Source organism: Streptomyces sp. NPDC003027 (assembly GCF_053591435.1).
This window is the reverse complement of sequence record NZ_JBSFTU010000055.1, coordinates 11,939-38,251: the sequence shown is the minus strand read 5'-3', so window position 1 is coordinate 38,251 and position 26,313 is coordinate 11,939. Positions and strand designations below refer to the sequence as shown.

The 26,313-nt window shown below is 69.6% G+C and carries 24 protein-coding genes and 3 pseudogenes; 20 read left to right on the top strand and 7 right to left on the bottom strand.

Going from position 1 to position 26,313, the window contains the following annotated elements; all coding sequences use genetic code 11:
- Positions 1–658: 658 nt before the first annotated feature.
- The 5 genes from ACWDX6_RS27860 to ACWDX6_RS27840 all read left to right on the top strand — a co-directional run bounded on the left by ACWDX6_RS27860 (position 659) and on the right by ACWDX6_RS27840 (position 4,224).
- Entirely contained in the window at positions 659–2,083 is a 1,425-nt protein-coding gene (locus ACWDX6_RS27860) for a PP2C family protein-serine/threonine phosphatase (protein WP_451487638.1), read from the top strand.
- Positions 2,080–2,448, top strand: a complete 369-nt coding sequence (locus ACWDX6_RS27855; RefSeq protein ID WP_451487637.1) for an STAS domain-containing protein — start codon at positions 2,080–2,082, stop codon at positions 2,446–2,448. Before ACWDX6_RS27860 ends, ACWDX6_RS27855 begins: the two co-directional genes overlap by 4 nt.
- 394 nt (positions 2,449–2,842) lie before the next feature.
- The gene (locus ACWDX6_RS27850; protein WP_451487636.1) at positions 2,843–3,217 is read left to right on the top strand and encodes a VOC family protein; all 375 of its coding nucleotides are present in this window, start codon (positions 2,843–2,845) and stop codon (positions 3,215–3,217) included.
- 258 nt (positions 3,218–3,475) lie between these two features.
- Positions 3,476–3,988: a hypothetical protein gene (locus tag ACWDX6_RS27845; protein WP_451487641.1), complete on the top strand. Its 513-nt coding sequence runs from the start codon at positions 3,476–3,478 to the stop codon at positions 3,986–3,988.
- Positions 3,892–4,224 carry a zinc finger domain-containing protein gene (locus ACWDX6_RS27840; RefSeq protein ID WP_451487635.1) on the top strand — a complete coding sequence of 111 codons (333 nt, stop codon included), beginning with the start codon at positions 3,892–3,894 and terminating at the stop codon, positions 4,222–4,224. Before ACWDX6_RS27845 ends, ACWDX6_RS27840 begins: the two co-directional genes overlap by 97 nt.
- A 366-nt stretch (positions 4,225–4,590) precedes the next feature.
- On the opposite strand, the gene ACWDX6_RS27835 is transcribed toward ACWDX6_RS27840, so the two are convergent.
- Positions 4,591–5,229 (bottom strand): DUF2165 domain-containing protein, encoded by a 639-nt coding sequence (locus ACWDX6_RS27835; protein WP_451487634.1) that lies wholly within the window; start codon positions 5,227–5,229, stop codon positions 4,591–4,593.
- Between the two features lie 1,287 nt (positions 5,230–6,516).
- Between ACWDX6_RS27835 and ACWDX6_RS27830 the strand changes: the two genes are divergently transcribed.
- A complete protein-coding gene (locus ACWDX6_RS27830) occupies positions 6,517–6,945 on the top strand; it encodes a hypothetical protein (protein ID WP_451487633.1) in 429 nt (142 codons plus the stop codon).
- Between the two features lie 424 nt (positions 6,946–7,369).
- Here the strand turns inward: ACWDX6_RS27830 and ACWDX6_RS27825 are convergent, their stop codons facing one another.
- Entirely contained in the window at positions 7,370–7,543 is a 174-nt protein-coding gene (locus ACWDX6_RS27825; RefSeq protein ID WP_451487632.1) for a hypothetical protein, read from the bottom strand.
- Positions 7,544–7,975: 432 nt separating this feature from the next.
- Between ACWDX6_RS27825 and ACWDX6_RS27820 the strand changes: the two are divergent.
- The 3 genes and pseudogenes from ACWDX6_RS27820 to ACWDX6_RS27810 form a co-directional block, all read left to right on the top strand.
- Positions 7,976–9,739, top strand: a pseudogene (locus tag ACWDX6_RS27820) (DNRLRE domain-containing protein); the annotation flags it as partial.
- A gap of 27 nt (positions 9,740–9,766) precedes the next feature.
- Positions 9,767–11,980 carry an amidase domain-containing protein gene (locus ACWDX6_RS27815; protein WP_451487639.1) on the top strand — a complete coding sequence of 738 codons (2,214 nt, stop codon included), beginning with the start codon at positions 9,767–9,769 and terminating at the stop codon, positions 11,978–11,980.
- A 2-nt stretch (positions 11,981–11,982) separates the two neighbouring features.
- Positions 11,983–12,534: a hypothetical protein gene (locus ACWDX6_RS27810; protein WP_451487631.1), complete on the top strand. Its 552-nt coding sequence runs from the start codon at positions 11,983–11,985 to the stop codon at positions 12,532–12,534.
- Positions 12,535–13,190: 656 nt separating this feature from the next.
- Here the strand turns inward: ACWDX6_RS27810 and ACWDX6_RS27805 are convergent.
- Positions 13,191–13,328 carry a hypothetical protein gene (locus tag ACWDX6_RS27805; protein ID WP_451487630.1) on the bottom strand — a complete coding sequence of 46 codons (138 nt, stop codon included), beginning with the start codon at positions 13,326–13,328 and terminating at the stop codon, positions 13,191–13,193.
- A gap of 336 nt (positions 13,329–13,664) precedes the next feature.
- Between ACWDX6_RS27805 and ACWDX6_RS27800 the strand changes: the two are divergent.
- Positions 13,665–14,317 (top strand): annotated as a pseudogene (locus tag ACWDX6_RS27800) (transposase family protein).
- A gap of 473 nt (positions 14,318–14,790) precedes the next feature.
- Positions 14,791–15,129, top strand: coding sequence for a helix-turn-helix domain-containing protein (locus tag ACWDX6_RS27795; RefSeq protein WP_451487629.1), 339 nt, complete (start codon positions 14,791–14,793; stop codon positions 15,127–15,129).
- A gap of 191 nt (positions 15,130–15,320) precedes the next feature.
- Here ACWDX6_RS27795 and ACWDX6_RS27790 read toward each other — a convergent pair whose 3' ends face one another.
- A complete protein-coding gene (locus ACWDX6_RS27790; RefSeq protein ID WP_451487628.1) occupies positions 15,321–16,532 on the bottom strand; it encodes a PP2C family protein-serine/threonine phosphatase in 1,212 nt (403 codons plus the stop codon).
- A 641-nt stretch (positions 16,533–17,173) separates the two neighbouring features.
- Between ACWDX6_RS27790 and ACWDX6_RS27785 the strand changes: the two genes are divergently transcribed.
- The gene (locus tag ACWDX6_RS27785; RefSeq protein WP_030556983.1) at positions 17,174–17,377 is read left to right on the top strand and encodes a cold-shock protein; all 204 of its coding nucleotides are present in this window, start codon (positions 17,174–17,176) and stop codon (positions 17,375–17,377) included.
- Positions 17,378–17,380: 3 nt separating this feature from the next.
- Here ACWDX6_RS27785 and ACWDX6_RS27780 read toward each other — a convergent pair whose 3' ends face one another.
- The gene (locus ACWDX6_RS27780; RefSeq protein ID WP_451487627.1) at positions 17,381–18,364 is read right to left on the bottom strand and encodes a helix-turn-helix domain-containing protein; all 984 of its coding nucleotides are present in this window, start codon (positions 18,362–18,364) and stop codon (positions 17,381–17,383) included.
- A gap of 542 nt (positions 18,365–18,906) precedes the next feature.
- Between ACWDX6_RS27780 and ACWDX6_RS27775 the strand changes: the two genes are divergently transcribed.
- Positions 18,907–19,380, top strand: coding sequence for a hypothetical protein (locus ACWDX6_RS27775; RefSeq protein ID WP_451487626.1), 474 nt, complete (start codon positions 18,907–18,909; stop codon positions 19,378–19,380).
- Positions 19,381–19,513: 133 nt separating this feature from the next.
- On the top strand, positions 19,514–20,149 hold the full coding sequence (locus ACWDX6_RS27770; protein ID WP_451487625.1) for a helix-turn-helix domain-containing protein: 636 nt from the start codon (positions 19,514–19,516) through the stop codon (positions 20,147–20,149).
- Positions 20,150–20,355: 206 nt separating this feature from the next.
- Here ACWDX6_RS27770 and ACWDX6_RS27765 read toward each other — a convergent pair whose 3' ends face one another.
- Positions 20,356–20,685 carry a hypothetical protein gene (locus ACWDX6_RS27765; RefSeq protein ID WP_451487624.1) on the bottom strand — a complete coding sequence of 110 codons (330 nt, stop codon included), beginning with the start codon at positions 20,683–20,685 and terminating at the stop codon, positions 20,356–20,358.
- A gap of 1,456 nt (positions 20,686–22,141) precedes the next feature.
- On the opposite strand from ACWDX6_RS27765, the gene ACWDX6_RS27760 reads away from it, so the two are divergent.
- The 6 genes and pseudogenes from ACWDX6_RS27760 to ACWDX6_RS27735 all read left to right on the top strand — a co-directional run bounded on the left by ACWDX6_RS27760 (position 22,142) and on the right by ACWDX6_RS27735 (position 25,446).
- Entirely contained in the window at positions 22,142–22,414 is a 273-nt protein-coding gene (locus ACWDX6_RS27760) for a hypothetical protein (protein WP_451487623.1), read from the top strand.
- A 431-nt stretch (positions 22,415–22,845) separates the two neighbouring features.
- Positions 22,846–23,028, top strand: coding sequence for a hypothetical protein (locus ACWDX6_RS27755; RefSeq protein WP_451487622.1), 183 nt, complete (start codon positions 22,846–22,848; stop codon positions 23,026–23,028).
- On the top strand, positions 22,994–23,320 hold the full coding sequence (locus ACWDX6_RS27750; protein ID WP_451487621.1) for a hypothetical protein: 327 nt from the start codon (positions 22,994–22,996) through the stop codon (positions 23,318–23,320). The genes ACWDX6_RS27755 and ACWDX6_RS27750 overlap by 35 nt, the downstream gene beginning before the upstream one ends.
- Entirely contained in the window at positions 23,317–24,093 is a 777-nt protein-coding gene (locus tag ACWDX6_RS27745; RefSeq protein ID WP_451487620.1) for a hypothetical protein, read from the top strand. Before ACWDX6_RS27750 ends, ACWDX6_RS27745 begins: the two co-directional genes overlap by 4 nt.
- A gap of 44 nt (positions 24,094–24,137) precedes the next feature.
- A pseudogene (locus ACWDX6_RS27740) lies at positions 24,138–24,579 on the top strand (MFS transporter); the annotation flags it as partial.
- A 345-nt stretch (positions 24,580–24,924) separates the two neighbouring features.
- Entirely contained in the window at positions 24,925–25,446 is a 522-nt protein-coding gene (locus ACWDX6_RS27735) for a hypothetical protein (protein ID WP_451487619.1), read from the top strand.
- A 241-nt stretch (positions 25,447–25,687) separates the two neighbouring features.
- Here the strand turns inward: ACWDX6_RS27735 and ACWDX6_RS27730 are convergent, their stop codons facing one another.
- Positions 25,688–26,212 carry an AAA family ATPase gene (locus ACWDX6_RS27730; protein WP_451487618.1) on the bottom strand — a complete coding sequence of 175 codons (525 nt, stop codon included), beginning with the start codon at positions 26,210–26,212 and terminating at the stop codon, positions 25,688–25,690.
- Positions 26,213–26,313: the final 101 nt, after the last annotated feature.

Genomic DNA, 26,313 nt, shown 5'->3' with positions numbered 1-26,313 from the left:
ATCAGGGCCGGCAGATGGTGTAGTTCCTTCGGGGCCCTGGTGCCGTACGGCACCAGGGCCCCTCCACGCGTTCTCCCCCGCGCCCCCGCAGGGGGCGCGGGGGAACGGTGCGAGCGCCCGGGACACGGTGTCCGCCGCCGCGGTCGCTCCCCACACCAGCATCGACTCCGCAAGGTGACCCCGGCCCTCTCCGGGCCGGGTGACGACATCCCGGGTCGGCGGGCCCCTCTGTGCCCCGAAGAAGAAGTCGTACTACGCGATGGTGGTGCGCGCACGCTCGCGGAGACGAGGGCGGTGACCGGCCCTCAGGAATCGCGTGGGCCGGGTGGCGATCGCCGTACAACGCGGCGCGGCCTGCCGGCCGCTGAAGCCGACGTAGAAGGCGACGGGCTGTGCATGAGTGTGAGGAGAGCCAGCGGGGTGGCGGGGGTGGATCTGCGCCCGATGAAGTCGTCGGGGCCCCCAGGACGATCGGCGTGCGGTCGGTGCTTCGGCGGTTGATCCACGAAGCGCGTCGGCCGATCAAGTGCGCCGGGCCGCGTTCGGTAGAGTCGCAGGGTGCTGACCGTCTGGTCGGCGCCTTCCGGGGGGGGGAAGAAGCGAGACGAGGGTTATGCCGGAGCAAGCGAGTCTGCCTGCGATAGCACCGAGCGAGCCGGTGGCCGCATCGGTCGAGGCGGCGCGGATGGCGGCGGTGCGCCGTTACGACATTCTCGACACCCCTCCGGACGGCGCCTATGACAGAGTCGCGGCGCTGGCCGCGCGCCTGTTCGAGGTTCCGGTGGCGACGGTGACGATCGTGGACGAGGACCGGATCTGGTTCAAGGCCACGCACGGCCTGGAAGGCGTCACCGAGATCGGCCGCGATCCGGGCCTGTGCGCCTCGGCGGTGCTCACCGATGACACCACCGTCATCCCCGACACCCTGCTCGATCCGGTCGCCTGCTCCAACCCGCTGGTCGCCGGCCCGATGGGGGTGCGGTTCTACGCCGCCGCTCCGATCATCACCGCCGACGGGTACCGGCTGGGCACGGTCAACGTCCTCGACACCCGCCCCCGTGAGATCAGCGAGGCGGATTCGGCCACGCTGGCGGACCTGGCCGCGGTGGTGCGCGACCAGCTGGAGCTGCGGCTGTCGGCGTTGCACGTCGTGCGCGCCGAGCAGGAGCGCCGCAAGGTCGAGCAAGAAAAGCGCCAGGCGGAGGAAGAAGCCCGCAAGCGTGCGGAGCAGGACAAGGCGGCCATCGCCGCGTTCGCCTCCACCCTGCAGCGCACCCTGGTGCCTCCCGCTCTCCCCGCGGTACCGGGGCTGGAGCTGGCCTGCCACTACAAGACTGCCTCCCCGCAGGAAGTGGGCGGCGACTTCTACGACGTCTTCCCCATCGGCGTAGGCCGGTGGGCGTTCTTCCTGGGCGATGTCTGCGGCAAGGGCGCCGAAGCCGCTACGGTCACCTCACTGACCCGCTACACGCTGAGGGCCGCAGCCCTCGTCGACGCGGACCCCACGGCCGCGCTGAAGGCACTGAACACGGCGCTGCTGCTGGACGCGGCGGTGGGTACCCGCTTCTGCACCGCCGTCTTCGGCCTGCTCGATCCCGCCCGCGACGGCGGTTTCACGGTCACGCTGGCCACCGGCGGCCACCCGCCCGCCTACCACCTCAGCCCCACCCAGGGCGGCGGTGCACGGGTCGAGGCCGTCCGTGCCACGGGCGGCATGCTGGTCGGCGCGTTCGCCGAAGCCGCCTTCGCCTCCCGCACCCTGCATCTGGCACCCGGCGAGGGACTGCTGCTGTACACCGACGGTCTGACCGAGGCACGCACCGCCGAAGGTGACATGCTCGCCGATACCGGACTGACGGACTTCCTGGCCCAGCGCCAGGGGCCGGTCAGTGCCGGCGCCCTGATCGACGACACCGTCGCGCTCCTGGAGACCCTCCCCGACACCGAACGCGACGACGTGGCGCTGCTGGCCCTGTCCGTCCCCCCACCCGATGCCGCTCCCGCGGGCATCACCACCACCGCTCACAGCGCCGCCGCCCCGACCGCCGACGCCCCCGTCGGGCAGGAGAACCGACGCCCATGACCGACGCACTCCACATCGACGTCCCGCACACCGACGGCGCCCTGGCCGTGATCGCACTGTCCGGCGAATTCGACATCACCACCGCCCCCGCCGTGCGCACCCGCGCCCTGGAACTCATCGCGAACGGCCACCCCGACCTGGTCGCCGACCTGTCGGGCGTCACCTTCTGCGACTCCTCAGGACTGGGAGCCCTCGTCGGCATCTGGCGCTGCGCCAAGGACGCCGGCGGCTCCCTCACCCTGGCAACCATCCCCGACCGGCTGAGCCGCATGCTCAGCGTCACGGGGATGGACACCTTCCTGCCCGCCTACCCCAGCACCGAGGCCGCCCTCGCTACAAGCCAGGGCAACCGCACCACCGCCTGAACAACCTCGTCGCGCGGGCCGAGCACGCGTCGCGACCGATGTACTGGTCGCGACGCGCGCTCGTCAGGCCTTTGGCCAGTTGGCCGGCGGTGGTGTGGGCGATGCGCAGCAGGTTGCTGGCGACCGCGCGGACGTCGGCGAACCAGCCGTCCTCGAAGCGCTGCTCGGACCCGTTCGGGGCGCTGCTCTCGTAGATCCAGGTGCGCCCCCGGGCCTCCAGCTGCGACAGCCTCGGTTGCCTGCTCCGCAGGCGCTTGTTGCTCCGGGCGCCGGGCTAGGAGCCGATTGCAGGGCTGTTCGCCGGCCCGCACGGGGAAGCCCGTCACTCTTCACCGGCACCGGTCTGTGTGCAGCCATGATGCATGGGGGTGAGTCTCAGGGGCAGGGTGGGGGCATGACGGTGATGCTCGGTGCCTTTGTTCTCGGCACTCCCGATCCACCCGCTTTGGCTGACTTCTACCGTGCCCTGCTGGGCTGGCAGGAAGTCGAGCGGGAACCTGAGTGGGTCCGACTGCGGGCTCCGGGACAGGAGCGCCCCAGCCTGAGTTTCCAGTTGGAGGCCGACCACACGCCCCCAGTCTGGCCACAACGCCCAGGCTCTCAGCAGATGCAAGCGCATGTGGACCTACAGGTCGACGACTTGGATGCGGAGACAGAGCGAGCTTGCGCCCTGGGCGCGACGCTGGAGGAGTACCAGCCTCAGAAGGACGTACGAGTCCTGCGCGACCCTCACGGTCACCCGTTCTGCCTCTTCCTCCCGGGCGCTTGAATCCCCTGGCCCGGAACGGCATCCCCTGCCTTCACAGTGATGGCTCCGTGTCCGTACGGCTATGTCCAGCGCATTCGCGGCCCGTACCCCGCCATGGGCGAGCCCGACGACTCCGGATTCGGCCGGATTTCCTTGGTCATTGTCGAACTTTGCGGGCATCCGACCAGCGGAAACGTCGAACCCGTAACAGGAACGGCGCTCCGACGTAGATGACATGAGGGCTTGTCCGCCCTCGCCCCACCAAGGAGATGCCCCTCCATGAGCACCACGTCGAACGTGCCGGCCCAGCTCTGTGAGCAGGACGGCACCCCCATCGCGCCGAACGGTACTTGCCAGCGCCTGGTCAACCTGAGGCGCGCCGCGTTCCGAAGCGTCCTCGGCTACTCCCCGACGCCGACGGCCTTTGACGTCAACGCCTGGGCACGTGGTGTGCGGGAGGCATCCGCCGTGCAGGCCGGCGACGACAGGGACTTCCACGAGGTCCGGATCGTCGAGGGCCCGCACCAGGGTGCCCAGCTCAGGGTGTGGGGGCCCCGCACCCCGCAGGCCCCCGACAGCGTGCGTGGCCCGCTTCTGTCTCTCACCCTGCCCACCGAGCGGGGGGACTCCACGGATATGGAGTTCGGCACCGCCTATTACCGGCGGCTCAAGCTACGCGGCCCCAGGACGGGGCAGTGGAAATACATGCTCGATCGCGACCACTCGTTTCCCGGCGGAGGATCCGGTCCCCGCATGCTTCCCGCCCCGACGTCCACGGAGGAAGGCCAGTGATCTTCCTGTCCGCCGTCATACCGGCCCCCGCGGCCGACGCTGCCCATGATGCGGCGCACGCGACCGCGGCTCGCTTCAAGCACGGCGCGTACTCGGTGCCGTGCTCCACGTGCCACGTCCCAGCCGGTGAACTGTGCCTAGCCCGGCGCAGCGTGCATGCCGCCCGCCGGAATCTGTACCGTCAGGACGCCAAGAGCACCGGCTTGGTGCCGCTGCTCGTCGGGAGGGCCCGGTGACGGACTCGGACAGGCGCCGATGTGGAGAGGAAGATGCTGAGCCGCCGCCCCCGGCGCAGCACCGGTCACGGTACGACGAAGATGTCGCGGCCGCCGATGCGTCGCCAGACGATGTCCTGCGCGCCTTGTCCCTCACCGTGAACGGCCAGTACAGAGCCGTCTCGTCAGCAAGGGCACGCACACCGGCCGCCCCAACGAGGTCCTGCCGGCAACCACACCGCCGCCGGCCAGCACCTCGGCTGGCAGCAGATCGCCGCCACCTGGGTCGCTGTCGACGACGAGGGCGCCGCCCCGCGTAAACCCTGGTCGCGGGCCACCAGAGAACCAAGGGGCTCAAGGCGATCGGCCTGACCCACACGCCCGCGGTCATGCTCGGCACGAAGGTCCGTCTCCAGGACGAGATTCGGTTGAACCTGCTCGGCGAAGTCCGGGCAGGTGTACGAGGAGGAGCGTGAAGGCGGCCAGCGCGACGTTGCGGGCGGCGGCGTCCAGACCGTTCCAGTCGGATGACTGCCACATGGCGAACCACTCGCCGCCGATCGCGAGGAAACCCATCCCGAAGAGCAGCAGCATCATCACCAGGCCCACGGTGCTCGCCGCGCGGGCGCGGTCGTACGCGTCGCGGCGCAGCCCCGTGACCCAGAACCAGGTGGCGGTGAGGAGGACGGACGCGGCCAGTGTCTCCCAGGCGATGATGGCGACGTAGGCGGCGTTGTGGAGGGTGGGGGATTCGACCGCCCGCCACATCAGGTCGGGGTCCTTGAACGTGGTGTCCATGCTCAGGACGTGCTGGACGAACTGCTGGTTGGTCCCGAAGTCCGTGATGTTCCCGAAGGCGACCAGTGTCATGTAGAGCGCGACGGTCGCCGTCAGCGCGGTCGCCGCGACGGGCGGCGCGCCCAGCCGGAGGATCCAGTTCCGCGTGGTGGCCGGGGTCGTGGCCGGGGTCGTTCCCGGGGAACGGGCGCCGGAGTCGGTGCCGGTCGGTCGGTGGGCCTGTGCCATGGATGTGTCCTCCCTCGTCGTCCCGCGGGCGGTTGGACCGCGGGTCGTACCGTCCCTTCCCCTCCCCACGTGCGCGGCCTTCCAGCCGTCCTGCCAGGCGCCGGTCCCTCCGTGTAAGCGTGGCATGGCAGGAAGTAGCAGCGGCGCCGAACGAGCGGAGGCGCTATGCCACGGCTGTCGTTCCCCCGCCGTCCTGTTCGTCTTTGTGGCCTAGGACCGGACCGGTCACATGGGCTGGAGCTCTTCCTCCCGCGCATGAGGGCCTTGAGGCGACCGCCGCGACGCCGGGCTGCGGAGCGAGAGGCGCGGCGGTCGGCGTGTATGCAGTGTGCGGCGAAGTTCACCCACGAACGGTGGGAGGGGGGCTACCGCGCGGGATGTCTGAGGGCCGGCGCCCCCGCGAGTGCGACGCTTGTGTCGGCGTACGAAGAGAGGGTGGCCGGCCTGGGCGCGCGAAGGCCGGGACGGTCACCCCCATGCGGTCCGTCGACGCTCCCGGCCCGGCACCCGCCGCCCATGGGTTCTGGGCTTCTGACGACCGACTGTGGTGACGTTTGCGGCGACTGGAGTCGTTGGCAGGGTGTGTGGGAGCGAGGCACGCAACAGCTTCTGCGATGGGGGATCAGTCACTGTCGGAGGCGAGGGGGCGTTGCCCGGCGATGTAACGGGCTGCTTGGGGGCGCAGGGCGGCGAGGGCAGCCGCGGTATCGGTTGCCAGCTGCGCCGCCACGGCGTCCGTGGTCTCCTCCAGCAAGGAATCGTCTGTTCGGAGTTCGCTGTTCTGGTCGCCCGGCCTCATAATCGCCCCCTTGCCCCCAATGCGGGTTCGCATGCCTCTGAAGCCGTCACGCCTGGGGAGTTGCGCGAACGCGGTCGTCGGTGCGACCTCATCACGGCGAAGCAGGGTGCGATGCCCGCGAAGGGCGGCACGCACCCCAGCCGCGTCCACGTCGTGGGGAGTGGGAGCGCCCACCGGAGGCAGATGCTGCTCGTGACCGACGCCGAAGCCGCCACATGGGTCATCGCCACAGCGGCCGAAGAGGACTGATCCATGCGGACGGACACACCACGGGCCCCAAGGAGATCAGCCATGACATCCCCGGTGCCCGGCTCTGTGGAGTCGTACGGGTCAACGACGCCCGACTCCGGCGTCACGTGCCGCGTAGTCAGAGTCGCCAGGACTTGTCCCTCCGATCATGTCGGGGCGCTCGGTGCTCCAGGGTGGCTCGACCGCAGGCAGGGCGCCTGCGGTGCACCGCTGAAGAGCCCAGGCATGGGATGCCGGGCGTGGACATACGGTGGACGGATATCGAAGAACTGGTGGAGGAAGCGGAACGACTGATCCGCGATCAAGTGTGGGTCCTGTCACCCGGGGACCGTTCCGTCGCGGCGAAGGCCGCCGCTGACCTGCACGCCGTCGTGGGAACCCCGCAGTCCCAGCAGGCACTGCCAGAGGTCGACCGGTTGGAACACCTGCGGGAAGCACTGGCTGCTGTGGCCATCGCCCTCGCCCATGTCCACGGACGCCTGGCCTGGTTCCTCGGCGCAGCTGCCACCGTCCTCACACCAGTCCTGCACTGGCGCGCCGTGCCTGCCGAAGGCGGCCCCACCTTCGGCGCCGTCCCACCGACCGGCCAGCAGTACACGGAAGCCGAAGACGCGGTCCGCCGGCTCCGAAGCGCCCTCGCCAGCATCGCCGGCATCGTCACCGCCTGACACCCTCCGACTCAGCCCGCGAGCGTCATGATTGGCCGGACAAGTCTTGGCGACCACCCGCGCCAAGACGCTCCGGCGGCGATTGACCCGCGCACTCCGGTGTGTTCCTCGCGCCGCCACCGGAGTGGCGGCACACACTGCTGAGCTCAGGCCTCGCCGGGGTGCAAGGGCGGGCGCCGCCTGACGTGGCGGCCGGTAAGGCCGACGCCGTACGCGGCTTCGAGGAACGGGGAGAGCCGCGGTTCCTCACTGTGACAACGTCGTGGAGGAATAGCCGGCCGCTCAAGCGGCCGTGACACGGTTCTGTCGTGGTGGTTTCCGGCGGTGGGTCCGCCGGGAAACCCCATGCTGCTGTCCGCGTCGGACGACACCGCCCACCTGTCCCCGTGAGTGCGGTGAGTTCGACGATCAGATCCCCAGACCGTCAGCCGGAGATGATCGGGAGCTCGTCAACGATGTCGGTGCACTGCGGCTGTTGCTGTGAGGGCAGGACGGGAATGTCCTGCAAGGGCGCAGCTTGCGCCCCGGGTGCAGATGCGGCCAGCGCGGCGGCGCTCGTCAGGAGGACGGCGGCCGGCGACTTCTCCAAATGGATCACGATCCTCGTGACGCAGCCTCCGCAGCTTGGTCACGCTGCGGATCTCCGATGCTGGGTCAATGGGTGTCAAGCGACGTCCAAGCACCGCACAGCAGGCCACATGCTGTCATCGCTCCTGCCGTGCGAACTGACGCACCACTGTTTGGAGCACTCCGCATGTCGCAGGTGCACCGGTGTAACCGATACCCGCATATGACCCCACAGGTGATCATGGTCACCACCCTCCGAAATGCCACAAAGAGGCCCTAACGCCCACCTCGCCGGGAAACGTCGACGCGGACACACCAATCACCCATTAAGCTCACATTTCCTCAACCGATCTCATGACCAAAGGTCGCGCACAACAACATGCACATATCTCCATCCGCTCCGGGGGAGCGGAAGCTCCGACGATCCTCCAGGCGGCTGCCGCGCACTGCTGCGGTCGTCGCCCTGTCGGCGACCATGCTGGGCGGCTACGCCGTGGCCCTGCCCCAGCCGTCCGCGGCGCAGCCCGCCGCGGCGCGGCAGGCGCCGGGGGAAACCGCCGCCCCACGCACCGCGCCTGACGTTCCGTCCGCCCGCGCCGGGGCCAAGCGCTCCGGCCACCGCGTGGAGGCGCTCTCCGAACGCACCGAGACCTCCACCACCTGGGCCGAGCCGGACGGTTCGCTGACCACCGAACTCACCGCCGGGCCCGTCCGCTTCGACCGCGACGGCGCCTGGGTCGCCGTCGACACCGACCTCACCGAGCGCCGCGACGGCACCGTCGCGGCCAAAGCCCACCCCGCCTCCCTCACCCTCGCGGGCAAGGGCGGCAGCCCGGCCGCGTCCCTGGGCCAGGCGCGCACCGCCGGCGCCCGGGACCTCGTCACGCTGGGCGAGGGCGAGCAGCAGGTGACCCTCCAGTGGAAGGGCGGCCTGCCCCGCCCCGTACTGGACGGCAACCGCGCCACGTACCCAGAGGCCGTGCCCGGCGCCGACGTCGTCGTGGAGGCGACCCGTACCGGCTTCGAGCAGTACGTGCAGATCAAGAAGCGCCCCGCCAAGGGCGACTACACCTACACCCTCCCGCTCCGCGCCAAGGGCCTGAGGGCCCAGCAGCAGGCGGACGGCAGCGTCCTGTTCACGGACCGCAGGACCGGCGTGCAGCGGGCCGTGATGCCGGCGCCCGTCATGTGGGACGCCACCGTCGACGAGCGGTCCGGCGAGCACACCCGCCGGGTCCCGGTGTCCATGAAGGTCCGGCAGAAGGGTTCGTCGGTCGACCTGGTGGTCTCCCCGGACTCCGCCTTCCTGGCGGACCCGAAGACGCGCTACCCGGTGACCGTCGACCCGTCGACCTCCGCCCTGAGCAACGTTTTCGACACGTACGTCCAGCAGGGCGAGACACGCGACTGGTCCACCGACACCGAGCTGGACTTCGGCAACCCGGGCACCAAGAACGCCGACGGCACGCCGCGCACCGCCCGGTCGTACATCACCTGGGGTACGGCGCCGATCGCGGACGCACTGGTCAGCAGCGCCAAGCTCAGTCTGTGGAACTTCCACTCGGGCAACCCGGACTGCAAGCCGCAGCCGTGGGAGGTATGGTCCGCCGATCCCGCCGGCCTCTCCAGCCGCTGGACCAACCGCCCCAAGACACACACCAAGCACGCGACCTCCACCGAGACCAAGGGCAACCCGGGCTGCGGCGCGGACGGGTGGATCAACGCCGACGTCACGCAGCTCGTGCAGTCCTGGGCCTCCGCGAAGGCCCCGAAATCGTCCATGGCCCTGACCGCCGCCGACGACACGGCTGTCGCGCAGTGGAAGCGGGTCAACTCCGCGAACGCCACCGCCAATCCGCCGAAGCTGACGGTCACGTACAATTTCCGGCCCCGCTCCGGCAACAACCGCCAGGCCGGCCCGCCGTTCGTGAAGGACGCCTCAGGCACCTGGCAGGTCAACACCACGACGCCGACGCTGCGCGACACGTTCTCCGACAAGGACGGCGACCGCGTCAACGGCACGTTCGAGGTCGTCGACGCCGCGACCGGCAAGCGCGTGGGCGACTACCTCGTCTCCCCGTACGTGGAGTCCGGGCGCGCCGCGGCCGTGACCCTGCCGGACGGGCTGCTCAAGGACGGAGGGACGTACCGCTTCCGCACCAGCCCCTACGACGGCTCGCACTTCAACCTCGCCTGGTCCGACTGGTCCACCTTCACGGTCGTCACCGGCCGTCGGCCGGGTGGGCTGCCCGACATGCCGCAGGCACTGGAGGCGGGCGCGACGCAGACCCTCACCCCTCTGCTGTCCGGTGTGGTCTCCAGCCCCGGACAGGGGCGGGTGCGCGCCGAGTTCGAGCTGCGTGACACCGACGGCAAGCCGCTGACGGGCGTGAAGATGCCGGAGGCGTGGGTTGACAGCGGCCTGCGCGCCGCCGCCCGCGTCCCCGAGGGGGTCCTGAAGGACGGGACGACGTACCTCTGGGCGATGCGCGCCTGCACCGACACCGGGTGTTCGGCCTGGTCGTACGAGCAGGAGTTCACCGCCGACGCCGGAACCGCGCCCAAGGCGCCCGAGACCTCGTCCGTCGTCCTCAGCGGCGCCTCCCTGGACGACGCCACCGTCGCCGTCGGCGCCGAGGCCTGCGCCTCGGGCGGCTGCGCGGCCGTGAAGGACACCCGGCTGACGCTCGGCGGCGGCTCCGGTGCCGAACGGGTCGTCTGGCTCAAGCCGGATCTGACCAAGGTGCCCGCGGGCGCCCGCGTGACCCGCGCCCGGCTCGTCCTGTCCCCCGCCGAGTGCGGCGGCGCGGCCGCCTGCGGGCAGCGCCCGGTCGAGACGTACCAGCTCTTCGAGCCCTGGGCCGCTCCGCAGACCGGCACCGGTCTGCTCGGCGTCCTGGACGACGCACCCTTCGCGGACCCGGCGCTCCCCGACGCGCAGGACCTTGCCCCGCTCGTGCAGTCCTGGCTGGAACAGGGCTCGTCCGAGGGTGTCGCCCTGCGGTTGCCGTCCGCGCAGCGCGACGCGACCGTCTCGTACCACTCCAGCCGTACGCCGAAGGCCGCCGAGCGGCCCCAGCTGGTGATCGACTACGTGGCGCCGACCGCGCCCGGCGCACCGCAGGACGTGCGGGCGACCCCGGGAGAGGGCGGGTTGCTGGCGACGTGGAACGCACCGCAGGACCTGGGGTCGGCGACCGAGGGCCCCGAGTACACCGTGGTCGTGAGGAAGGACGACGGCAGCGAGGCCGCGAAGCTCACCAGCCGTACCCCGCACGTCGTGGTGAACGGCCTGGCGAACGGCACCGCCTACCGCGTCGCCGTGTCCGCGCGCACCGCCCACGGCACGAGCCCGGTCGCCACCTCCGAGCCCACCACCACCGCGGCGGTACCGGGCGGCGCGACCGTCTACCGTGAGATCGTGCAGCAGTACACGGACGCCCGCGGAGCCCTGCTGCGGGGCGCCCACCCGACGGCCGCGGCCGCCCTGGCCGCAAGTCCGCGGGGAGCATCGTTCCAGGACCTGCTGGGCGCCCAGGCCCCCGACCTGATCGCCTCGCGCGAGGCGCTGGCCCGGCACGACAGCCGCTACACGCAGACGGCCGCCACGCTGTCGGACGTGCTGGTCGGCACCGACGAGAACGGCACGGTGTTCCTGCGTGCGGTCGTCGAGGAGAAGGCCGTACTGACCCGGGGCTCCACGCCCGAGCCGGAGGAGGGCACGCGCGAGCAGCGGTTCACCTTCAGCACGAACAGCGGTGCGCCGATCCTCCACCTGGAGGCCGACGCCCCCGCGGCGGAGACGGTTCTGTCGGCGTCGGCGTCCACATCGGCGGAGAACGGCCTGGAGGTCGCCGAGGAGGTCCAGGGCCCGATCAGCGAGGTCCCCGACGAGCCGATCGAGCTCGACGCGGACGGCTTCCCGGTCGAGACGGCCCCCGCGGGGGCGACGCCCGCGTCCGCCACACGTATCAAGCGCGCGGCCGTCAACGGTTCCGGCACGGCGAACTGGGCCTCGCGCAACCTCGGCATCAAGTGGGAGTACGGCCAGGACTGCACGAACTTCGTGTCCAAAGCCCTCTACTACGGCGGCGGCATGAAGAGCCGCGGCGGCGGCCGGAAGCACGATCGTGCCTGGTGGCAGCAGTACTACCTGTTCGGCACGGTGAAGAACAAGAGCTACACCTGGGCCGGCGCCGAGAACTTCCGCCGGCACATGATCGGCTACCGCGGCGCCCAGTACGTCAAGGCGCACACGGCCAGGGCTGGTGACATCGTGCTGTTCAAGTGGAAGAAGGAGCGGGTGTACAACCACGTCGCCGTCGTCTCCGGCAACCGGCACGGGGTCCAGCTCCTCCAGCACGGAGGCGTGGGCCGGACCAGCCTCGCCGCTGCCATCAACCGGTACCGCCACAAGGCCAACTACATCGAGCGGGTCATCATCCTCCGCCCGAAGTCGAGGAACTGAGCATGCCGCTGAAGAGAACCAAGCTCCCCAAGCGGGCCACGGCCGGCGCCGGCGCCGCGCTCACTGCGCTCGCCGTACTCGCCGGAGGGGTCCTGACGGCCTGCTCGCCGGACTCGGACGAGTCGCTCTCGTACAGCAGCGACTACGCCGCCCACGAGCCGCTGCGGGTCGTGGGCTACCCCTCCCGGGGCAGCCTCGAAGTGGTGCAGAAGACCGTGTGGCGGCTCTCCGACGGTGACGCCGAAGCACTGGCGGCCCTCGCCGCGGAGAAGGGCGACACCGCGGAGCCGACGGCACGCAACTGGGTCAAGGCATTCGGCGCAGCGGCCAAGGGCGAGGTGACGGCCGACTTCTACGACGAAGGCTCCACCCGCCAGGTCGTGGTGCTGTACTTCGCCACCAGCGGCCAGATCAAGGAGATCGAGGCGCGCGTCGGCGAGGACGACGCCTGGGCCGTCACGATGAACGAACCCGACCCGTCCGAAGCCTCGGCCAAGCCCGCCTGGGCCCCGCCGAAGCCCGGCGGCACGGGCTCCCGCTCGTCCGCCCGATAACCGCACACCGCATCACGACACCGCGCCCCCGGCTCTCCAGCCGGGGGCGCGGTCTGGCTTCCGGCCTCGCGGCGCACGGCATGCCCGATCGCGCCGGCAACGCCGAGGAAGGCGGCCCCTGGCCCCTGGAGCATCAGCCGGCCGTGGCGGAAGAGCGGCACGGCCAGCGCGGCCGTGTCCAGACATGACGTTGAGCGACCGAGGCTGGGGGGCGCGTCGCGTACGTCGAGGCTCGCCTGCGAGGGCCACCACTGCGTCCATGCGGGCAGGCCGAGGCCGGAGCGGTCCGCCTGTCAGGCTTCGCCGCTCGCGGGCGCGCGCAAGCTCAGGATCTCGCCGAGGGAAATGGAGGTCTGTAGGAAGATGAAGCGGGCCTCATCAACGGTGACCTCGGCCTGAGTGCCCGCAGAGCACCGGCCGTAGAGATCGACTGGTGTCCGACGGAGCCGGTCGCGCCTACTTGTAGATGCCCCGCGAGCGTGGGTGCAGGCCTGGTGCCGGTTGAGCACCTGCTGCGGTCCCGACTTCAGGATGACCCCGTCCCCGAGTTCGGCTCCTCCTGGGCCCGGAATGCGTAGTCCGCGCAGGAGTCGATCAACCGGCGGCAGGTGGTGAGAGCCTGGCTGACCGACTCCGGGTCGCCGTCCCGAAGTCGGTCAGAAACACGTCGAATTTTGGCCAGTGCAGTCCCGCTCGCAGCCGGCCGACGCCCCGTCGACCTTCTCCTGCGTGTTCGCGAACAGACCCGCCTGGAGCTCGCTGAACAGGAGCTCGTGGTAGATCTCGGCAACCATGTCGTAGACATTCGCGACGACTTGCAAGGAGTGCAAGAAAGTCTGGGGTGATACTCCGGAACGCCTCTGCAGTGCGACGAGTGCCCCTTCGCCAGCACGTACGAGGGGTCACTGAGCTCTTTCAGAGTGGCCACTGATCGAGTGACTCGGACCAGGGCAGGATGAGGACCGCAACGCACAAGACTCCCGCGTCGTTGAGGGAGGTGTTCGAAATCTCAACCCATCGGCACAGGAGCCCTGTTGGTTCCCCATCCTGCCGCACTCGACCTGCCTCATGCTCTGGTCGAGTGGGTATCCATGCTCATCGTCACTCGTGAGGGTGACCGCCGCTGCAAGCTGCCCCCCCATCAGCGCGCCCTCGTCGGCCTGGTCTACCTGCGCCGGCACGACACGCTCGCGCAGATCGCCGCCGGCTTCGGGATATCCGTCGGCACCGCCCACGCCTACGTCACAGCAGTTGTGGAGCATCTCTCCCGAAGGGCGCCCGGCCTGCTGCGGGTCCTGCGGGAAGCCGACCCAGAACACGTCCTGCTCGACGGGACCCTCGCCGAGTGCGACCGGGTCGGAGACAGCCGGGCCGACTTCTCACAGAAGCACCGCCGTCACGGCGTGAACGTGCAGGTCGTCGCCGATCCCCCCGGCAAGCTGCTGTGGATCTCGCCCGCGCTGCCCGGCCGCACTCACGACCTGACCGCCGCCCGCACCCACCGCATCATCCGGATCTGCGAACGCCAGGGTGTTCCGATCCTCGCCGACCGCGCCTACATCGGGGCCGGCCCCTGGGTGACCACACCCATCAGACGGCTCCCGAACAGGACCTCACCACGACCCAGCAGACGATCAACCGGACCCTGTCAGCGGCACGAGCACCAGTCGAACGAAGCATCGCACGACTCAAGTCCTGGCGAATCCTCCGCCGGGCCCGCTGCAGCCCCAACCGCATGACCGTCATCGCCGCGGCCATCCTCACCCTGGAGAGGCAACGCTGAAAACGCTCAGTGAGCGGTACCTCGGTGAAGGCGTCGGCTGCGGGCGCGCGCACCGGGAGGTTCGGCAGTGGGGTTCCAAGCCGGAGCAGAACGCAGGACGGGCGACGGGGCTGGCTGCCGAAGAGTGGCGCTGTAAGAGGCCACTAGCAGTTCGCAGTAACAGCAGTACGAGTTCCCGTTCGGTAAGTGCTTGATCCAGAGGGAAGAACGGAGGAACGAAGCGCCATCAGGATCGCCCGGGCGGAAGTCTTGGGCCCGGGTACCGCAGGACATCGATGGTGAGGTGGTCTCCGGTCAAGCAACCGCGATCCCCGCACCCCCGACAGCGTTTCGGTCGGGTCCGCGGACATAGAAGGCCGGCGCAGTATCAGGGCCGGCGGATGGTGTAGTTCCTTCGGGGCCCTGGTGCCGTACGGCACCAGGGCCCCTCCCCGTTCTGACCCCTTTCCCCACCTGTTTCGCAGTGAGGTGCGATGACAGCAGACGACCCGATCAGCCGCCTCGACGACGACGACTACCCCGCCTACACCATGGGCCGGGCCGCCGACATGCTCGGCACCACACCGAACTTCCTCCGCGCCCTCGGGGACGCCCGCCTCATCACCCCGCTGTGCTCCGAGGGCGGCCACCGCCGCTACTCCCGCTACCAGCTGCGCATCGCAGCCCGCGCCCGGGAGCTCGTCGACCAGGGCACCCCGATCGAGGCCGCCTGTCGCATCATCGTCCTCGAGGACCAGCTCGAAGAAGCCCAGCGCGTCAACGCCGAGTACCGCCGCGGCGCTGAAGCGGCCAACCCGCCGACCGCGGCCTGAGACGGTCGCGCGCCCGCCGGACACCGGCGGGCCCCGGGCGCCCGTGTCGCGGCGTGGAGCCGACTGGTCAGCGGTCCACCGCTTTCAGCCCGGACGCTATGACGGCCCCGTTGGTGACATTGACGTATCTGGTCGGCGGGGGCCACTTCGCTGCCTCGTGGCGGTGAAGTGGCTCCGGTTCGGTCGCTGTTTCACCCTGCCGAGGCGCGCGGGCCGTGCCATTCGCAGAAGAGGACGGTGGCGTCGTCCTCCAGCCGTCCCTGGTGGTAGTCCATGACGGCGTGCATGAGACGGCGCAGGGTCTCGTCGAGGGGGAGGTTGTCGGCGTGGTGGCGGATGATGAAGTCGGTGAAGCGTTCCACGCCGAACTCGCGGCCGTCGGTGTCGCGGGCTTCGGTGATGCCGTCGGTGAACAGCAGCAGCCGGTCGCCGGGCTCCAGCTGTTCGGTGCTCTGTGCGATCGGCAGGTTGAACCCGCTGCCCATCGGCCCGGCGGGCGGGCAGTGAAGCGTGCTTGCCCAGCGGCCGCCGCGGATCAGCACCGGCAGCAGGTGTCCGCGGTTGACCCAGCTGAATTTTCCGGTGTCCAGCTCCAGATCCGCGAGGATGCCGGTGGCGTAGCGGCTGTGCCCGAACTGCTCGACCAGGGTGTCCTCGATGGCCGCACTGGCGTCGGGGATGCTCGCACCGGCACGACGGTGGCTGCGGCAAGCGGCCATGGCCAGGGCTGCGGTCAGGCCGGCAGACGTGTCGTGGCCCATGGCGTCGAAGACCGCCAGGTGCAGGACGTCCTCGGCCACCGCGTACTCAAAGGCGTCCCCGGCTACCTCGTAGGCCGGTTCCATGAAGGCGCTGACCGTGACCCGCCGGTCGGAGAACGTCCGCGGCGGCATCATGCTCCACTGCAGTTCCGCCTGTATTCCCATCGGCCGGACGCGGGTCAGCCGGGCGTGGGAGTCGCTGTTGGCCCGCTTGGAGGTCAGCAGCAGCCCGGCCATCGATGCCAGCGCCCGCATGACCTCCGCATCGGGCCTGCCCCCATCCCCGTCGCCGGGCTCGACGAGCAGGACCCCCAGGCGTTCAGCACCGTCCCGCACCGGCACCCAGCACGCCCCGCCACGGGCCGGCGCCGTGACCTCGGCCGTCTGGTACGTGCGGCCGGGCAGTGTGCCCTCGATCGTGTACTCCTCGCCGCCCTTGCCGGCGCTCAGACCGATGCCGGTGACCTCGCGCAGCACCTCCTCCTGGAGATCCGCCACGAACAGCCGCGCACCGCCCGCACCGGCCTCCTTCGCGGCATTGTCGAGAAGGCAGGGCAACTGCTCGAACGGCGCCGTGTGACTGGCCTCCAGCAGGCCGGTCAGCGCCCGCGCCAAGCCGAGCGCCGTCACACCCGTCTCCACGGCCCAGACCCCAGCCCGCCGCCGACATATTCCTCTGCTGCCATGACCCATCCCTACCAGCGCACGACCGCACAGGCCCGCGAATAGACAAACGCATACGCCACCGGGAACCACAGGACCCAAGCCCGAAGCGACACCGGCACGCCCACCCCGGGCCCCTCGGCGAGGGGCCGGCCAGGACAGCGATCCCCGCAAGTCTCCCACCCTGCCGGCGCGGCCCGCGTATCTCGAGTCCACCCTGCTCGGCGAACGGTGGGGATCATCCCGGATCGGCAGCCGGAGTGGCCGCCTGCCGCATCATCGTCCTCCAGGATCAGCTCGAAGAGGCCTAGCGCTTCAACGCCGAGTACCGCCGCGGCGCTGAAGCGGCCAGCCCGCCGACCGGGGCCTGAACGGTTGCGCGCCCGCCGGATACCGGCGGGCCCCAAGCACCCGCGGTCGGGGCGCGAGGCATGAGGCGTTTCCTGTGGTGACAGCGTGTGCGGACGTGTAGCGTCTCGGTTAGCTGTCGTGGTTCGGAAGTTCCCCTTGCCCATGCCCTACGGCGTGGGCGTTTTGCTGTGCTGTGCCGCAGGAACCAGGGCGATCACCTCCGCCTCCCGCATGGTGTGGGCGGCTTCCTCGACTGGAAGGCATGAGACATGGCTACGGGAACTGTGAAGTGGTTCAACGCGGAGAAGGGCTTCGGGTTCATCGCCCAGGACGGTGGCGGCCCGGACGTGTTCGCCCACTACTCGGCGATCAACTCGACGGGCTTCCGTGAGCTTCAGGAGGGCCAGATGGTGACGTTCGACGTCACCCAGGGCCAGAAGGGCCCCCAGGCGGAGAACATCAACCTGGCCTGACCTTCACCACTCCGCCAGCGGGGACAGGGGCCGCGATCCGGACAACGGGATCGGGGCCCCTTCGCCCACCCTGGATGGCACCAGGCTCCCTCCTGGCCCAGGCCGGAATGGGGTGTGCGGGACACCCCGGTCCCCGTGACGGGACGCAGTACGGCCGGGCCGCCTGCCGGTGAGCGCTTCACCGTTCCGGCGTGGCCAGTCACCCAAACGAGGAGTGCTTGATGGCCTCGGTGATGAAGTGCCGGGTGTGGCCGGGGCTGAGGGCCTGGGTCTGCATGCGGGTGTACATCGCTGGTACTGCTGCACGTCGGTCGGCTTTTCCAGGCAGTGGCCGGTGGTGTACCTCTCCAGATACACCACTGCCTGACAGCTGTCGGGGAACTCCAGGATGGAGAACTGCCCCGTGAGGCCCGGATGGGCGCCCGCGGTGTGGTGGAGGACCTGGACGGTGATGTGCGGCTCGGTGCTCAGCGTGTGCAGGTGCTCCAGTTGCTCACGCATGATCGCCCGGCTGCCGACGACGCGCCGCAGGGCGGATTCGTCCAGGACGACCCACAGACTCAAGGGGCGGGCGGGGTCGTAGATCCGGTGCTGACGGCGAAGCCGCACCTTCAGCCGCGCGGCGGCCTGTTCGACGGTGACCAGGGGGATCGTTTCCTCGATGCCCGCGGCCGCGTAGGCGGGAGTCTGCAGCAGAGCCGGGATCACCATGGACTCATAGGTATGGATGGATGCGGCTTCCGTCTCCAGGTCGATGTAGACGCTGTGGGGAATGTCGCTGCAGGAATGCCACCAGCCCTGCCGGCCCGACTTCCTGGCCAGCCCCATCAGGGAGTCGACGACATGCTGGTCGGTGACGCCGTAGAGCTTGCACAGGTCCCGCACATTGCGCGGGCTGACGGCACGCCGGCCGGTCTCCATGTGACTGACCTTGGCCTGCGAGATCAGCAGATGCGCCGCCACCGTGCCGGTCAGACCGCTGGCCATGCGGAGCCGGCGCGGCTCTGCTCCCAGGCGCCGTCCCCTGACGGTGGGGTCGTTGTTTCGCCGTCACGGGCGTGTACCTCCGGCTCCAAACCACTGCGTGCGCCAGGTTGGCACGGAGCACCGGTTGATGATCACGCGCCGTGCCGCTGGGGCCGACGGCGGCCAAATACGGATCGTGACCGTGTAATTTGCCGCTCGGTGAGGCCCGCAGGTTCCGGCCTCCGGTGTCGACTTGCCCGCCAGGCCCTGGCCGCCGCCCGCGCTGCAGCAAAGCAGCGAGGGGACCGCCCCAGCGGCTCTCGCAAGGCCCACCGTGCCCGCACCTCGCAGCAGCCGGACGGCCGTGAACCCATCGGCTTCGCCGCCCTCCTCGCCAACCTGGTTACCGACCGCGCCTGGGAACTCCCCTCGTCAGGTGGCTCCCTGGTCGACGACTGGCCGGCCATCGCCACCGACCTCACCGGACACGTCGCCCTCGCCGGATACGACCCGCCACCGGTGAACTCGCGGTGCGCCCCTTCTCTTCCCCGTACGCCACCGCCGTGCGGCTGCGCACCCGCCAGCTCATCGACGCCGCCAACCAGGTCATGGGATCCGCCACCGCCGTGCGCACCATCCGGATCCTGCCGCCCGGGACCGCCCCCGCCGCACCACTCGTTGCGAAGGAACCCGCCAGCACTACGCCGACGACCGCGCCCGTGCCCGCTCAGCGCTACGAGACACCCGCCGGGTACCGCGAGGCCATCGCCGTGCACCGCCAGGCCAGAGTCACCCGGCCGATAAACCCTGCGCATCAGGCTGCGGTCGAGGGGCAGATCCGCAACGGCCTGCGCGAGCCCGAGCATCTGTTCGCGGATGGCCAGGCAGAGCTCGCCCGCCTGGGGGAGCAGGACGACCGTGAGCGCGCGAGGAGCTCGTCCCACGCGCTCGCCGTGGCCCGGGCCCGAGGTGAGAAGGCCGGGCTCGTATCCTTGTCCGCGGCTACCAGGGCCCGGTGCCTGGACCTCTCGGCGTGACTGGTCACGGCTGCGGATGTGGGTGCGGGGGCCGGGGCGCTGCTCGTTTGGAGCCGCAGGCTCGCCGTACCGCTGAGAGTCGCCGTGTGGTCGGGAAGACGCGTTTGTCAGACCTGTACGGGACGATCCTGGGATGACGACGACGTCGATGACGGAGACACTGCGCGCCTACCGGTACGCGCTCGATGCCACTCCCGCGCAGGTCGAGATTCTCCAGCGGTATGCCACAGCCGCACGGTGTGGCTACAACTTCGCCCTCGGCTACATGGTGGCCGTGCACCAGAAGTGGGCGTGCGGCCGCGACGCGCTGATGGCCACGGGCATGGACAAGGCGGTGGCTAACAAGGCGGCACCGAAGGTGAAGGTTCCCAACGCGTTCCGGGCCCAGGCGTTCTTCCGCGAGACCAAGGGCCAGCCGTTTGTAGGTCCTTTACCCGAGGGCGCCGAGCAGCCCGCACGCTATCCGTGGTGGCAAGGGGTCTCCAATCGCCTATTACACGGCGATGGAGGACGCGGCCACGGCGTGGAAGAACAGGATGGACTCCGCGGCCAGCCGCAGGGCGGGCGGCCTGCGTGGTCGCGCCCCTGGCCCCCGCCAAGGGCGCCCACAGTCTATTCCTTGAGGGTGCCACTGTCACGAAAGGTCATAATCCTCGTATCACTTCAGCGGTGGAAGGGCGACCTGGCCGGGTGCAGGTTGCGCGGGCGCTGGAGGAGTGGCTCGATAGTAGAGGCTTTAATTAGCCTGCTACGGGCAGCGGGGGTCTAAATGTAGTTGACTTTCAGAGAATTAAGAGCACGTCGCAGTTCAGGGAGATTCCTGGCCTTGGCGTCTAGCTTCTTGTAGATTTCGTTATTCGAGTTGAGGGTGCCCCGGTCGCTCTTTTCCTTGACGTACTGGAAGTCTTTAGCGTAGTCAGCGGGCAGTGCCATGTGGGGACCCTTTCCGGTGGTGTAATGCGGTCTACTCGCGGACTAGAGAGATGCCAGCTTAAATCTCAACTCGTGGATCTCGGGGTAAATCTCCTTATTTACGCGATTGAGTGCGTGCAGGGAGAGTGCCGACCGTTGGGCTCGTCGAATTAGTTCGATTCGCTCCTGTTCTTGCTCCTGGCGACTCTTTCCCTTTGTGCCTCCGAATAGACCCTTCTTGGGTTCTGGAATGGGAAGCAATCGCGCGACGGCGGCGGCGATGCCTTGTTCGTCGTCGTGTTCGCCGCGCTCTGCGGCATCTGCAAATTCTCTCAGTGTGGCAGCCTCGGCAGTCAGTTCAGCAAGCCTTGCACGCATTTCATCTGGACTCATGAACGATGCCCTCCGGACTGTTGGCGTAGCCGCTCCTGCCCAGTCAGCAGGCTCCACAAGAGGATCAAGGTGATGTGCCGTCAGCGGCAGATTTTGAAGGTATCAGGCGGCACGGTGTATTGCTCCGACTTCGTGCACATCGGATCAAACTCTGATGGACCCAGATAGTCGATCAAGAGATCACCTCCGTCACACCCAAGGGCGCGACCAGCCGACACTGACCTTCCAACCTGACGGCTGGTTGGGGGAGTTGGGCTGACAAACAGGTGAAGCCCCTGGTAGATGGGTTTTCGACCAAGAGAACCGTGCTCAACGGAGGCTTCACGTGATTGTTTACCCGTCCGGCGTGGACGTGTCCAGCTTCCCTGCGATTCCTCGCACAGCGACTGCGGCGGCACCGCCGTGCGATCCGGCGGCCGACGCATGGCCCCCACCCTTGCTGCCATTTGCCCGCGGAGCGGGCTGGGCCTGGAGGCGGAGCCGGAAGGACCGGGCGGGGGAGCGGAGCGGACCCACCCAACGGGCCAGAGGCCGTCGTCCGCATACCCGGCGGGGCCGTTGGCTCCACGGCGCTGACGGATGACGCTGGCCAATCCAAGCGATCAGCGGACCGCCGTGATCCGTCGCCGCCAACGGCCCCAGCCACCCGCGCCCGACCCTCTCCCCGAGCGGACGGCAGAACATCCCATCCGCAGGCAGCGCCCGCGGCCGCCCCGCACCACTGTCCACCCACACCAACTCACCCATGCCTGGATCCAGCAGCGCGTCGGCGACCGCCACCACCTGAGGGAAAACGACCGCATCCCGCCCCACGATCCGCCACCGCTCCAGATCACCTCCAGCATCCCCGCCCGCAACCTGATTCAGCCGCCGCGGCCAGATACTCTCCCGTTCCCAGCCAAAGGCCTGCTCCCACCAGCGCGCCACCACCGCATACGCCAAGGCGAACACCCGCTCCGGCTCAGCCCCGGCCCACGGCCCGCCGCGCCACCCCCGTCCACCGCCGCTGCGCCGCGGCCACCTCCGGACGTGCCGCACGTCCAGGTACTCGTGGGGCTGGTCGGCGTTTGCGTCCAAGAGCCACCGTCCGTGCCGCACACACACCCGATCCCACCGCGGCGCGTACCGCACGGCCCGCACCACCGTCCCCCCTTGGCGTTGCCGCTGTCATGGCGCTGATCATGACCGTTCTCGCCTTCAGCCTGAGCGGCGCGTCGGCCGATGGGGGCAGGACAGCGAGTGGTGTATTGATCATCCTGCTGATCGGCGGCGGTCTTACAACGACGTTCATGGTTCGACGTCAGCTTGTTAAGCCAGGCTACGGAGACCGCACTGAGGCAAGGCTGCCCCTGCGTGGGCGTCTCCGGGCCGGGCAGTACCACGCCCGGGTGGTGTGGACCCAGCGATCGGTGAAGCCCTCGAACGTCGGCAGCGACGAGCTGAGGCACGACAGATCATGGAACGTGATCCCGCCCTTGCACGGGAGCTGCGGATCGGCCGACCGGATCTCCGACGGCAGTTCGATGACGGAGGCCTCGTCGACGTCGATCACGTGCCGGCCACGATTCTCGCTACCCTCCCCGGCTGTACGCCGGAACTGGCTGACCGGGTTGTTCGGGTCCGCGACGAGCACCACGGCTTCACTTTCGTGCAGGAGCCCGAGGTCTACGCCGACCTGCCGGAGGGGCTTGCGGACGAACTCACCGAGCGGTTGCTGTTTCTCCGGTGAAGCACAGATTCTCCGGTGAGTCTGCATCTGCTACCCGGCCAGTCAGGTGACAAGTCGGGCCCTACTCCCATCACAGAGTCGCGGCGCTGGCCACCTCCTGGCAGCACTGCGGCATCCCATCGACCACGACGACGTCGCCCTGCTCATCGCCCGGATCCGCCGCTGACGCCAGCCGCGGGCACTGCGCACGCTTGAGTACGCCAGCGAGGGTGAGCCGATCGCTGGCAACGGCTACGACGACGCCGTCACGTTGACCGCCGCAGTGCTCACCGGGGCCGGGCATGGCACGCCGCTGTCGTGGCAGACCGAGATCGGCCACAAGCTGCCCTACGGCTCCACCCAGTACGCCGGTCTGACGAGGCGCGCCCCGGACGCCGGGGTGCCTGCGATGCTCCTGGAGGTCGACCGCGTTAACAAGCCCTTCGACGCTGGTGGCCAAGCTGCGCCGCTTCACCGAGATCATCGAAGATCCCGGCTACGCCGACCCCGCCCGGCAGAACCTGCCCGCGCGAAATCTGGTCGTCCTGCTGGTCACCAGTGTCGCGGTCATCGTTGGCCTGCTGGTCTGGAGGTACCCGGGTGACCACCGAGACGACTCAATCGACCGCAGGTGAGTTCACCGAGCTCCCGGTGCTGCGGCACGAACGTATCTGGGGCTTCTGGCAGTTCACCTCGGTCAACGTGGGCCTGGCCACCGCCACCTGGGCCTTCCTCGCGGGCGGCACCATCGCGCTGTTCGCCGGCGTCAAGACCGCCCTGGTTGCCACCGTCATCGGCAACCTCGTCGGCGTCGTACTCGTCGCCCTTTCGACCTGCCTGCCCTCGGCGAAGCACGGCACGGAGCAGTACACGTTGCTGCGCACCGTCTTCGGGCTGAGCGGCGTGCGGGCGCTGTCGCGGTCATGATTCCGCTGGGCGCTGCGGGATGGAACGCGGTGCTCGCCATCATGTTCGGCCGCGCCGTCACCCATGCGCTCAACACCGTATTCGCGACCGACTTCGACCCCAGCGGCCCGATGATGATCGGAATGTCGCTGCTGGCGCTGCTGGCGCTGCTGTCGGCCTGGCTAATCCTGATCCGCGGACCGGTCTCGCTCGAGTGGGTCAACAAAATCGTCGCGCCGGGACTCGCCGTGATGGCAGTCGTGATGCTCATCGTCCTGACGTCCAGTGACGCCGGCAACAACCTGGGTGCGGCAGCACCGCTGGCCGCCTTCGGCGACGCCCGGTTCGACTTCGCCGTGGCGCTCGAACTCAGCTTCGCGACCGGATTCTCCTGGTGGTCGATCATGGGCGACCTGGCCCGGCTGACCCGCACCCCACGGTCGGCTTTCTGGCCGAACCTGATCGGCATCTTCCTCGCGTCGGCGGTCGCCGGGATGGTGGGCACCATCGCCGCGCTCGTGCTCGGAGAGGTAGACCCCACGGTGTGGATGGTGCCGTTGGGCGGCGCCGCACTCGGCGTGCTGGCGCTGATTTCTTCACCGGGGTCCGGCCCGCCCATGGGGGAATGCCTCGTCATCTGCGGCGAGCGCAGCCACCTACGTCGGCCCGGACTGCGGGGCTGGCCCCCGCAGCGGACGCGGCGATCCCCAGCACCAGGCGCCCCAGGCAGGCGATGCGTACGCTACTGCCGCCCTGCGCGCTCGCGGCACCTGGCGAAGCCGGAGGTCGCCTGAGACCTCCGCGGCGGGGGTCAGGCCGGGCCTGTGCTCAGCCCGAGGTCGGGCGCAGCCGACCCTTCCTACTGCTCGCCGCCGCCTTCACCCTCTCGGGCTTCGCGATGTACGCCGTCGTCGTCGCCCTCGTCCCGCTCCTGTTGGAACGCGGATACACCACCAGCCAGGCCGCCTGGCCCCTCGGCATCGGAGGCGCCGGACAGACCCTTTGGCCGCACCCTGTACGCCGCCCTCGCCCGACACACCACCGCCACAGCCCGCACCACGATCCTGATCGCACTCGGTGGACTGAACACCGCCGCCTTCGCCGCCACCGCCGGCCCGTACGGCCTGCCCATCGCCGTGTCGGTCGTGGCCGGCATGGTCCGCGGCAACCTCACCCCTCCTCCAGGCCACCGCCATCACCGACCGCTGGGGCACCACCCACTACGGCCGCCTCTCCGGACTCCTCGCCGCACCCGCCACACAGCGGCAGCAGTCGCGCCGGGGAGTTGAGGTCGCCGCTCCTCGGCGGCCCGACGGCGGCCAACCTGGAGGTCCACCTCAACGCCCCGGCCGGCTGACCCGTATGGCCCCAGGGGGGCGGACCCCGCCGTTCCACCCGTACCGAACGCCCTGGCAGAGCGGTGCGCCCCGGTCAGCCCGCAGGTCGGCTGGGGTGCTGGTGGCGGCCGGAAGACAGCGGACCGCGCGGCACCGGCCTTGCCGGGGGCCCGTGCCCCTGACAGTCTTCCGGCGCGCGCCCTACGGCGGCCGGGGCACGGGCAGACCCCCGGTCGCCCCCCACCCGTTGGCTCTGCCCGATGGACGAACCGACCAGGAGTGCCCGCCATGCCGCGTACGACCTTCCGTGTGCCCCGCACGCTCGCCGCCACGGCGACGGCCGCCCTCGCCCTCGCCACGGCCCTCACCACGGCGACCGCCCCGGCTGCCGAAGCCGGGACCATCGCCCAGGCCCCCAAAGCCGGGACCACAGGGGCCACCGGGGCCACCTCAGGCTTCTGGGCCTGCTCCGTCCCGTCCGGCTACACGTACACCTCGTCCCGCAGCACCTACACCTGCTCGGGAGGCAGCAGCTACCGGACCACCGAGTTCTACGTCCAGCCGCCCGCCGACGGCCTCTGGGCTTGCACCACCATGCCCGGCTACACCCACACCGGGGTCATGAGCAGCCACACGTGCTCCGGCGGCGGGAGCTACACGACCAGCCAGTACCTGCTTCGCAAGCCCGTGACCGGCATGTGGGCCTGCGCCGTGCCGTCCGGGTTCACGTACACGGCCACCCAGCAGAGCCATACCTGCTCCGGCGGGGCCAGCTACACCACCACCCAGTTCCTGCTACGCGCCTTGTAGACGCCGAGGGCCCCGGGCCCGGATGCGCGCTGGCTCACGAGCCCGGTCTCCAGCCGGAGGACTACGAGATGCTGATCTGGCTACTGCTGCGGGATCCGGGGCTGCCCTTGGGGATCTTGCCGCTGTCGGAGGAGTTCAAGGCGTCCGGCTGGAAGATGGGCGCCAGCCGTCTGCGCAGGATAGTTGTCGCATAGGCAGGGTTGTTGTCATTCGCATGGTTTGGCGCCGGAGGATCGTGCTCTCAACTCTTGACGGCCTCTGCGATCTGGTGGGCGGCCTGGGCGGGTGTGAGGTGTGTGGTGTCGACGACTTCGGCCTCGGCGCGCAGCCAAGTGTGGGCCGCCTCGGCGTAGGGCTCGAGGTATCGGAGACGGAAGGGCGAGTCGGGGCCGAGGACGGTGTCACCGGCGATGCGCGCGCGAAGGGTGTCCTGGTCGGCGTGGAGGACGAAGTGCCGGACGGGAATGGCGTGCTGGGCGAGGCCGGTGCTGATCTCGCGCCAGTACTGTTCGACCAGGACTGTCATGGGTATCACCAGCGTGCCTCCGGTGTAGTCGAGGACGCGTCGGGCGGTCTCGACCACGAGGGGCCGCCACGGCGGCCAGTGCTGGAAGTTGTCCGTCGCGGGCAGACCCGGCGTGATGTCCGTGAGCGTCTCGCCGACCTTCTCAGCGTCGAATACCCGTGAATCCGGTATCAGCTGCTGCACGAGCGCACTGGTCGTCGTCTTGCCTACGCCGTGGGTGCCGTTGAGCCATACGATCATCCACCTGACGCTAGCGTCGTGCGGGCCCCAGGGAGCGGCTTCTGGTGGAACAGGGCCGCTGCATAAGCTGTGACAGGCCGGATGCCTCGCCTGTGGCAACC

Coding starts and splice junctions, on each gene's coding strand:
- ACWDX6_RS27855 (WP_451487637.1), top strand. CDS start 2,080: ATGACCGACGCACTCCACATCGACGTCCCGCACACCGACGGCGCCCTG.
- ACWDX6_RS27850 (WP_451487636.1), top strand. CDS start 2,843: ATGACGGTGATGCTCGGTGCCTTTGTTCTCGGCACTCCCGATCCACCC.
- ACWDX6_RS27845 (WP_451487641.1), top strand. CDS start 3,476: ATGAGCACCACGTCGAACGTGCCGGCCCAGCTCTGTGAGCAGGACGGC.
- ACWDX6_RS27835 (WP_451487634.1), bottom strand. CDS start 5,229: ATGGCACAGGCCCACCGACCGACCGGCACCGACTCCGGCGCCCGTTCC.
- ACWDX6_RS27815 (WP_451487639.1), top strand. CDS start 9,767: ATGCCGCAGGCACTGGAGGCGGGCGCGACGCAGACCCTCACCCCTCTG.
- ACWDX6_RS27810 (WP_451487631.1), top strand. CDS start 11,983: ATGCCGCTGAAGAGAACCAAGCTCCCCAAGCGGGCCACGGCCGGCGCC.
- ACWDX6_RS27805 (WP_451487630.1), bottom strand. CDS start 13,328: ATGGTTGCCGAGATCTACCACGAGCTCCTGTTCAGCGAGCTCCAGGCG.
- ACWDX6_RS27795 (WP_451487629.1), top strand. CDS start 14,791: ATGACAGCAGACGACCCGATCAGCCGCCTCGACGACGACGACTACCCC.
- ACWDX6_RS27785 (WP_030556983.1), top strand. CDS start 17,174: ATGGCTACGGGAACTGTGAAGTGGTTCAACGCGGAGAAGGGCTTCGGG.
- ACWDX6_RS27780 (WP_451487627.1), bottom strand. CDS start 18,364: ATGGCCAGCGGTCTGACCGGCACGGTGGCGGCGCATCTGCTGATCTCG.
- ACWDX6_RS27770 (WP_451487625.1), top strand. CDS start 19,514: ATGACGACGACGTCGATGACGGAGACACTGCGCGCCTACCGGTACGCG.
- ACWDX6_RS27765 (WP_451487624.1), bottom strand. CDS start 20,685: ATGAGTCCAGATGAAATGCGTGCAAGGCTTGCTGAACTGACTGCCGAG.
- ACWDX6_RS27760 (WP_451487623.1), top strand. CDS start 22,142: ATGGAACGTGATCCCGCCCTTGCACGGGAGCTGCGGATCGGCCGACCG.
- ACWDX6_RS27745 (WP_451487620.1), top strand. CDS start 23,317: ATGATTCCGCTGGGCGCTGCGGGATGGAACGCGGTGCTCGCCATCATG.
- ACWDX6_RS27735 (WP_451487619.1), top strand. CDS start 24,925: ATGCCGCGTACGACCTTCCGTGTGCCCCGCACGCTCGCCGCCACGGCG.
- ACWDX6_RS27730 (WP_451487618.1), bottom strand. CDS start 26,212: ATGATCGTATGGCTCAACGGCACCCACGGCGTAGGCAAGACGACGACC.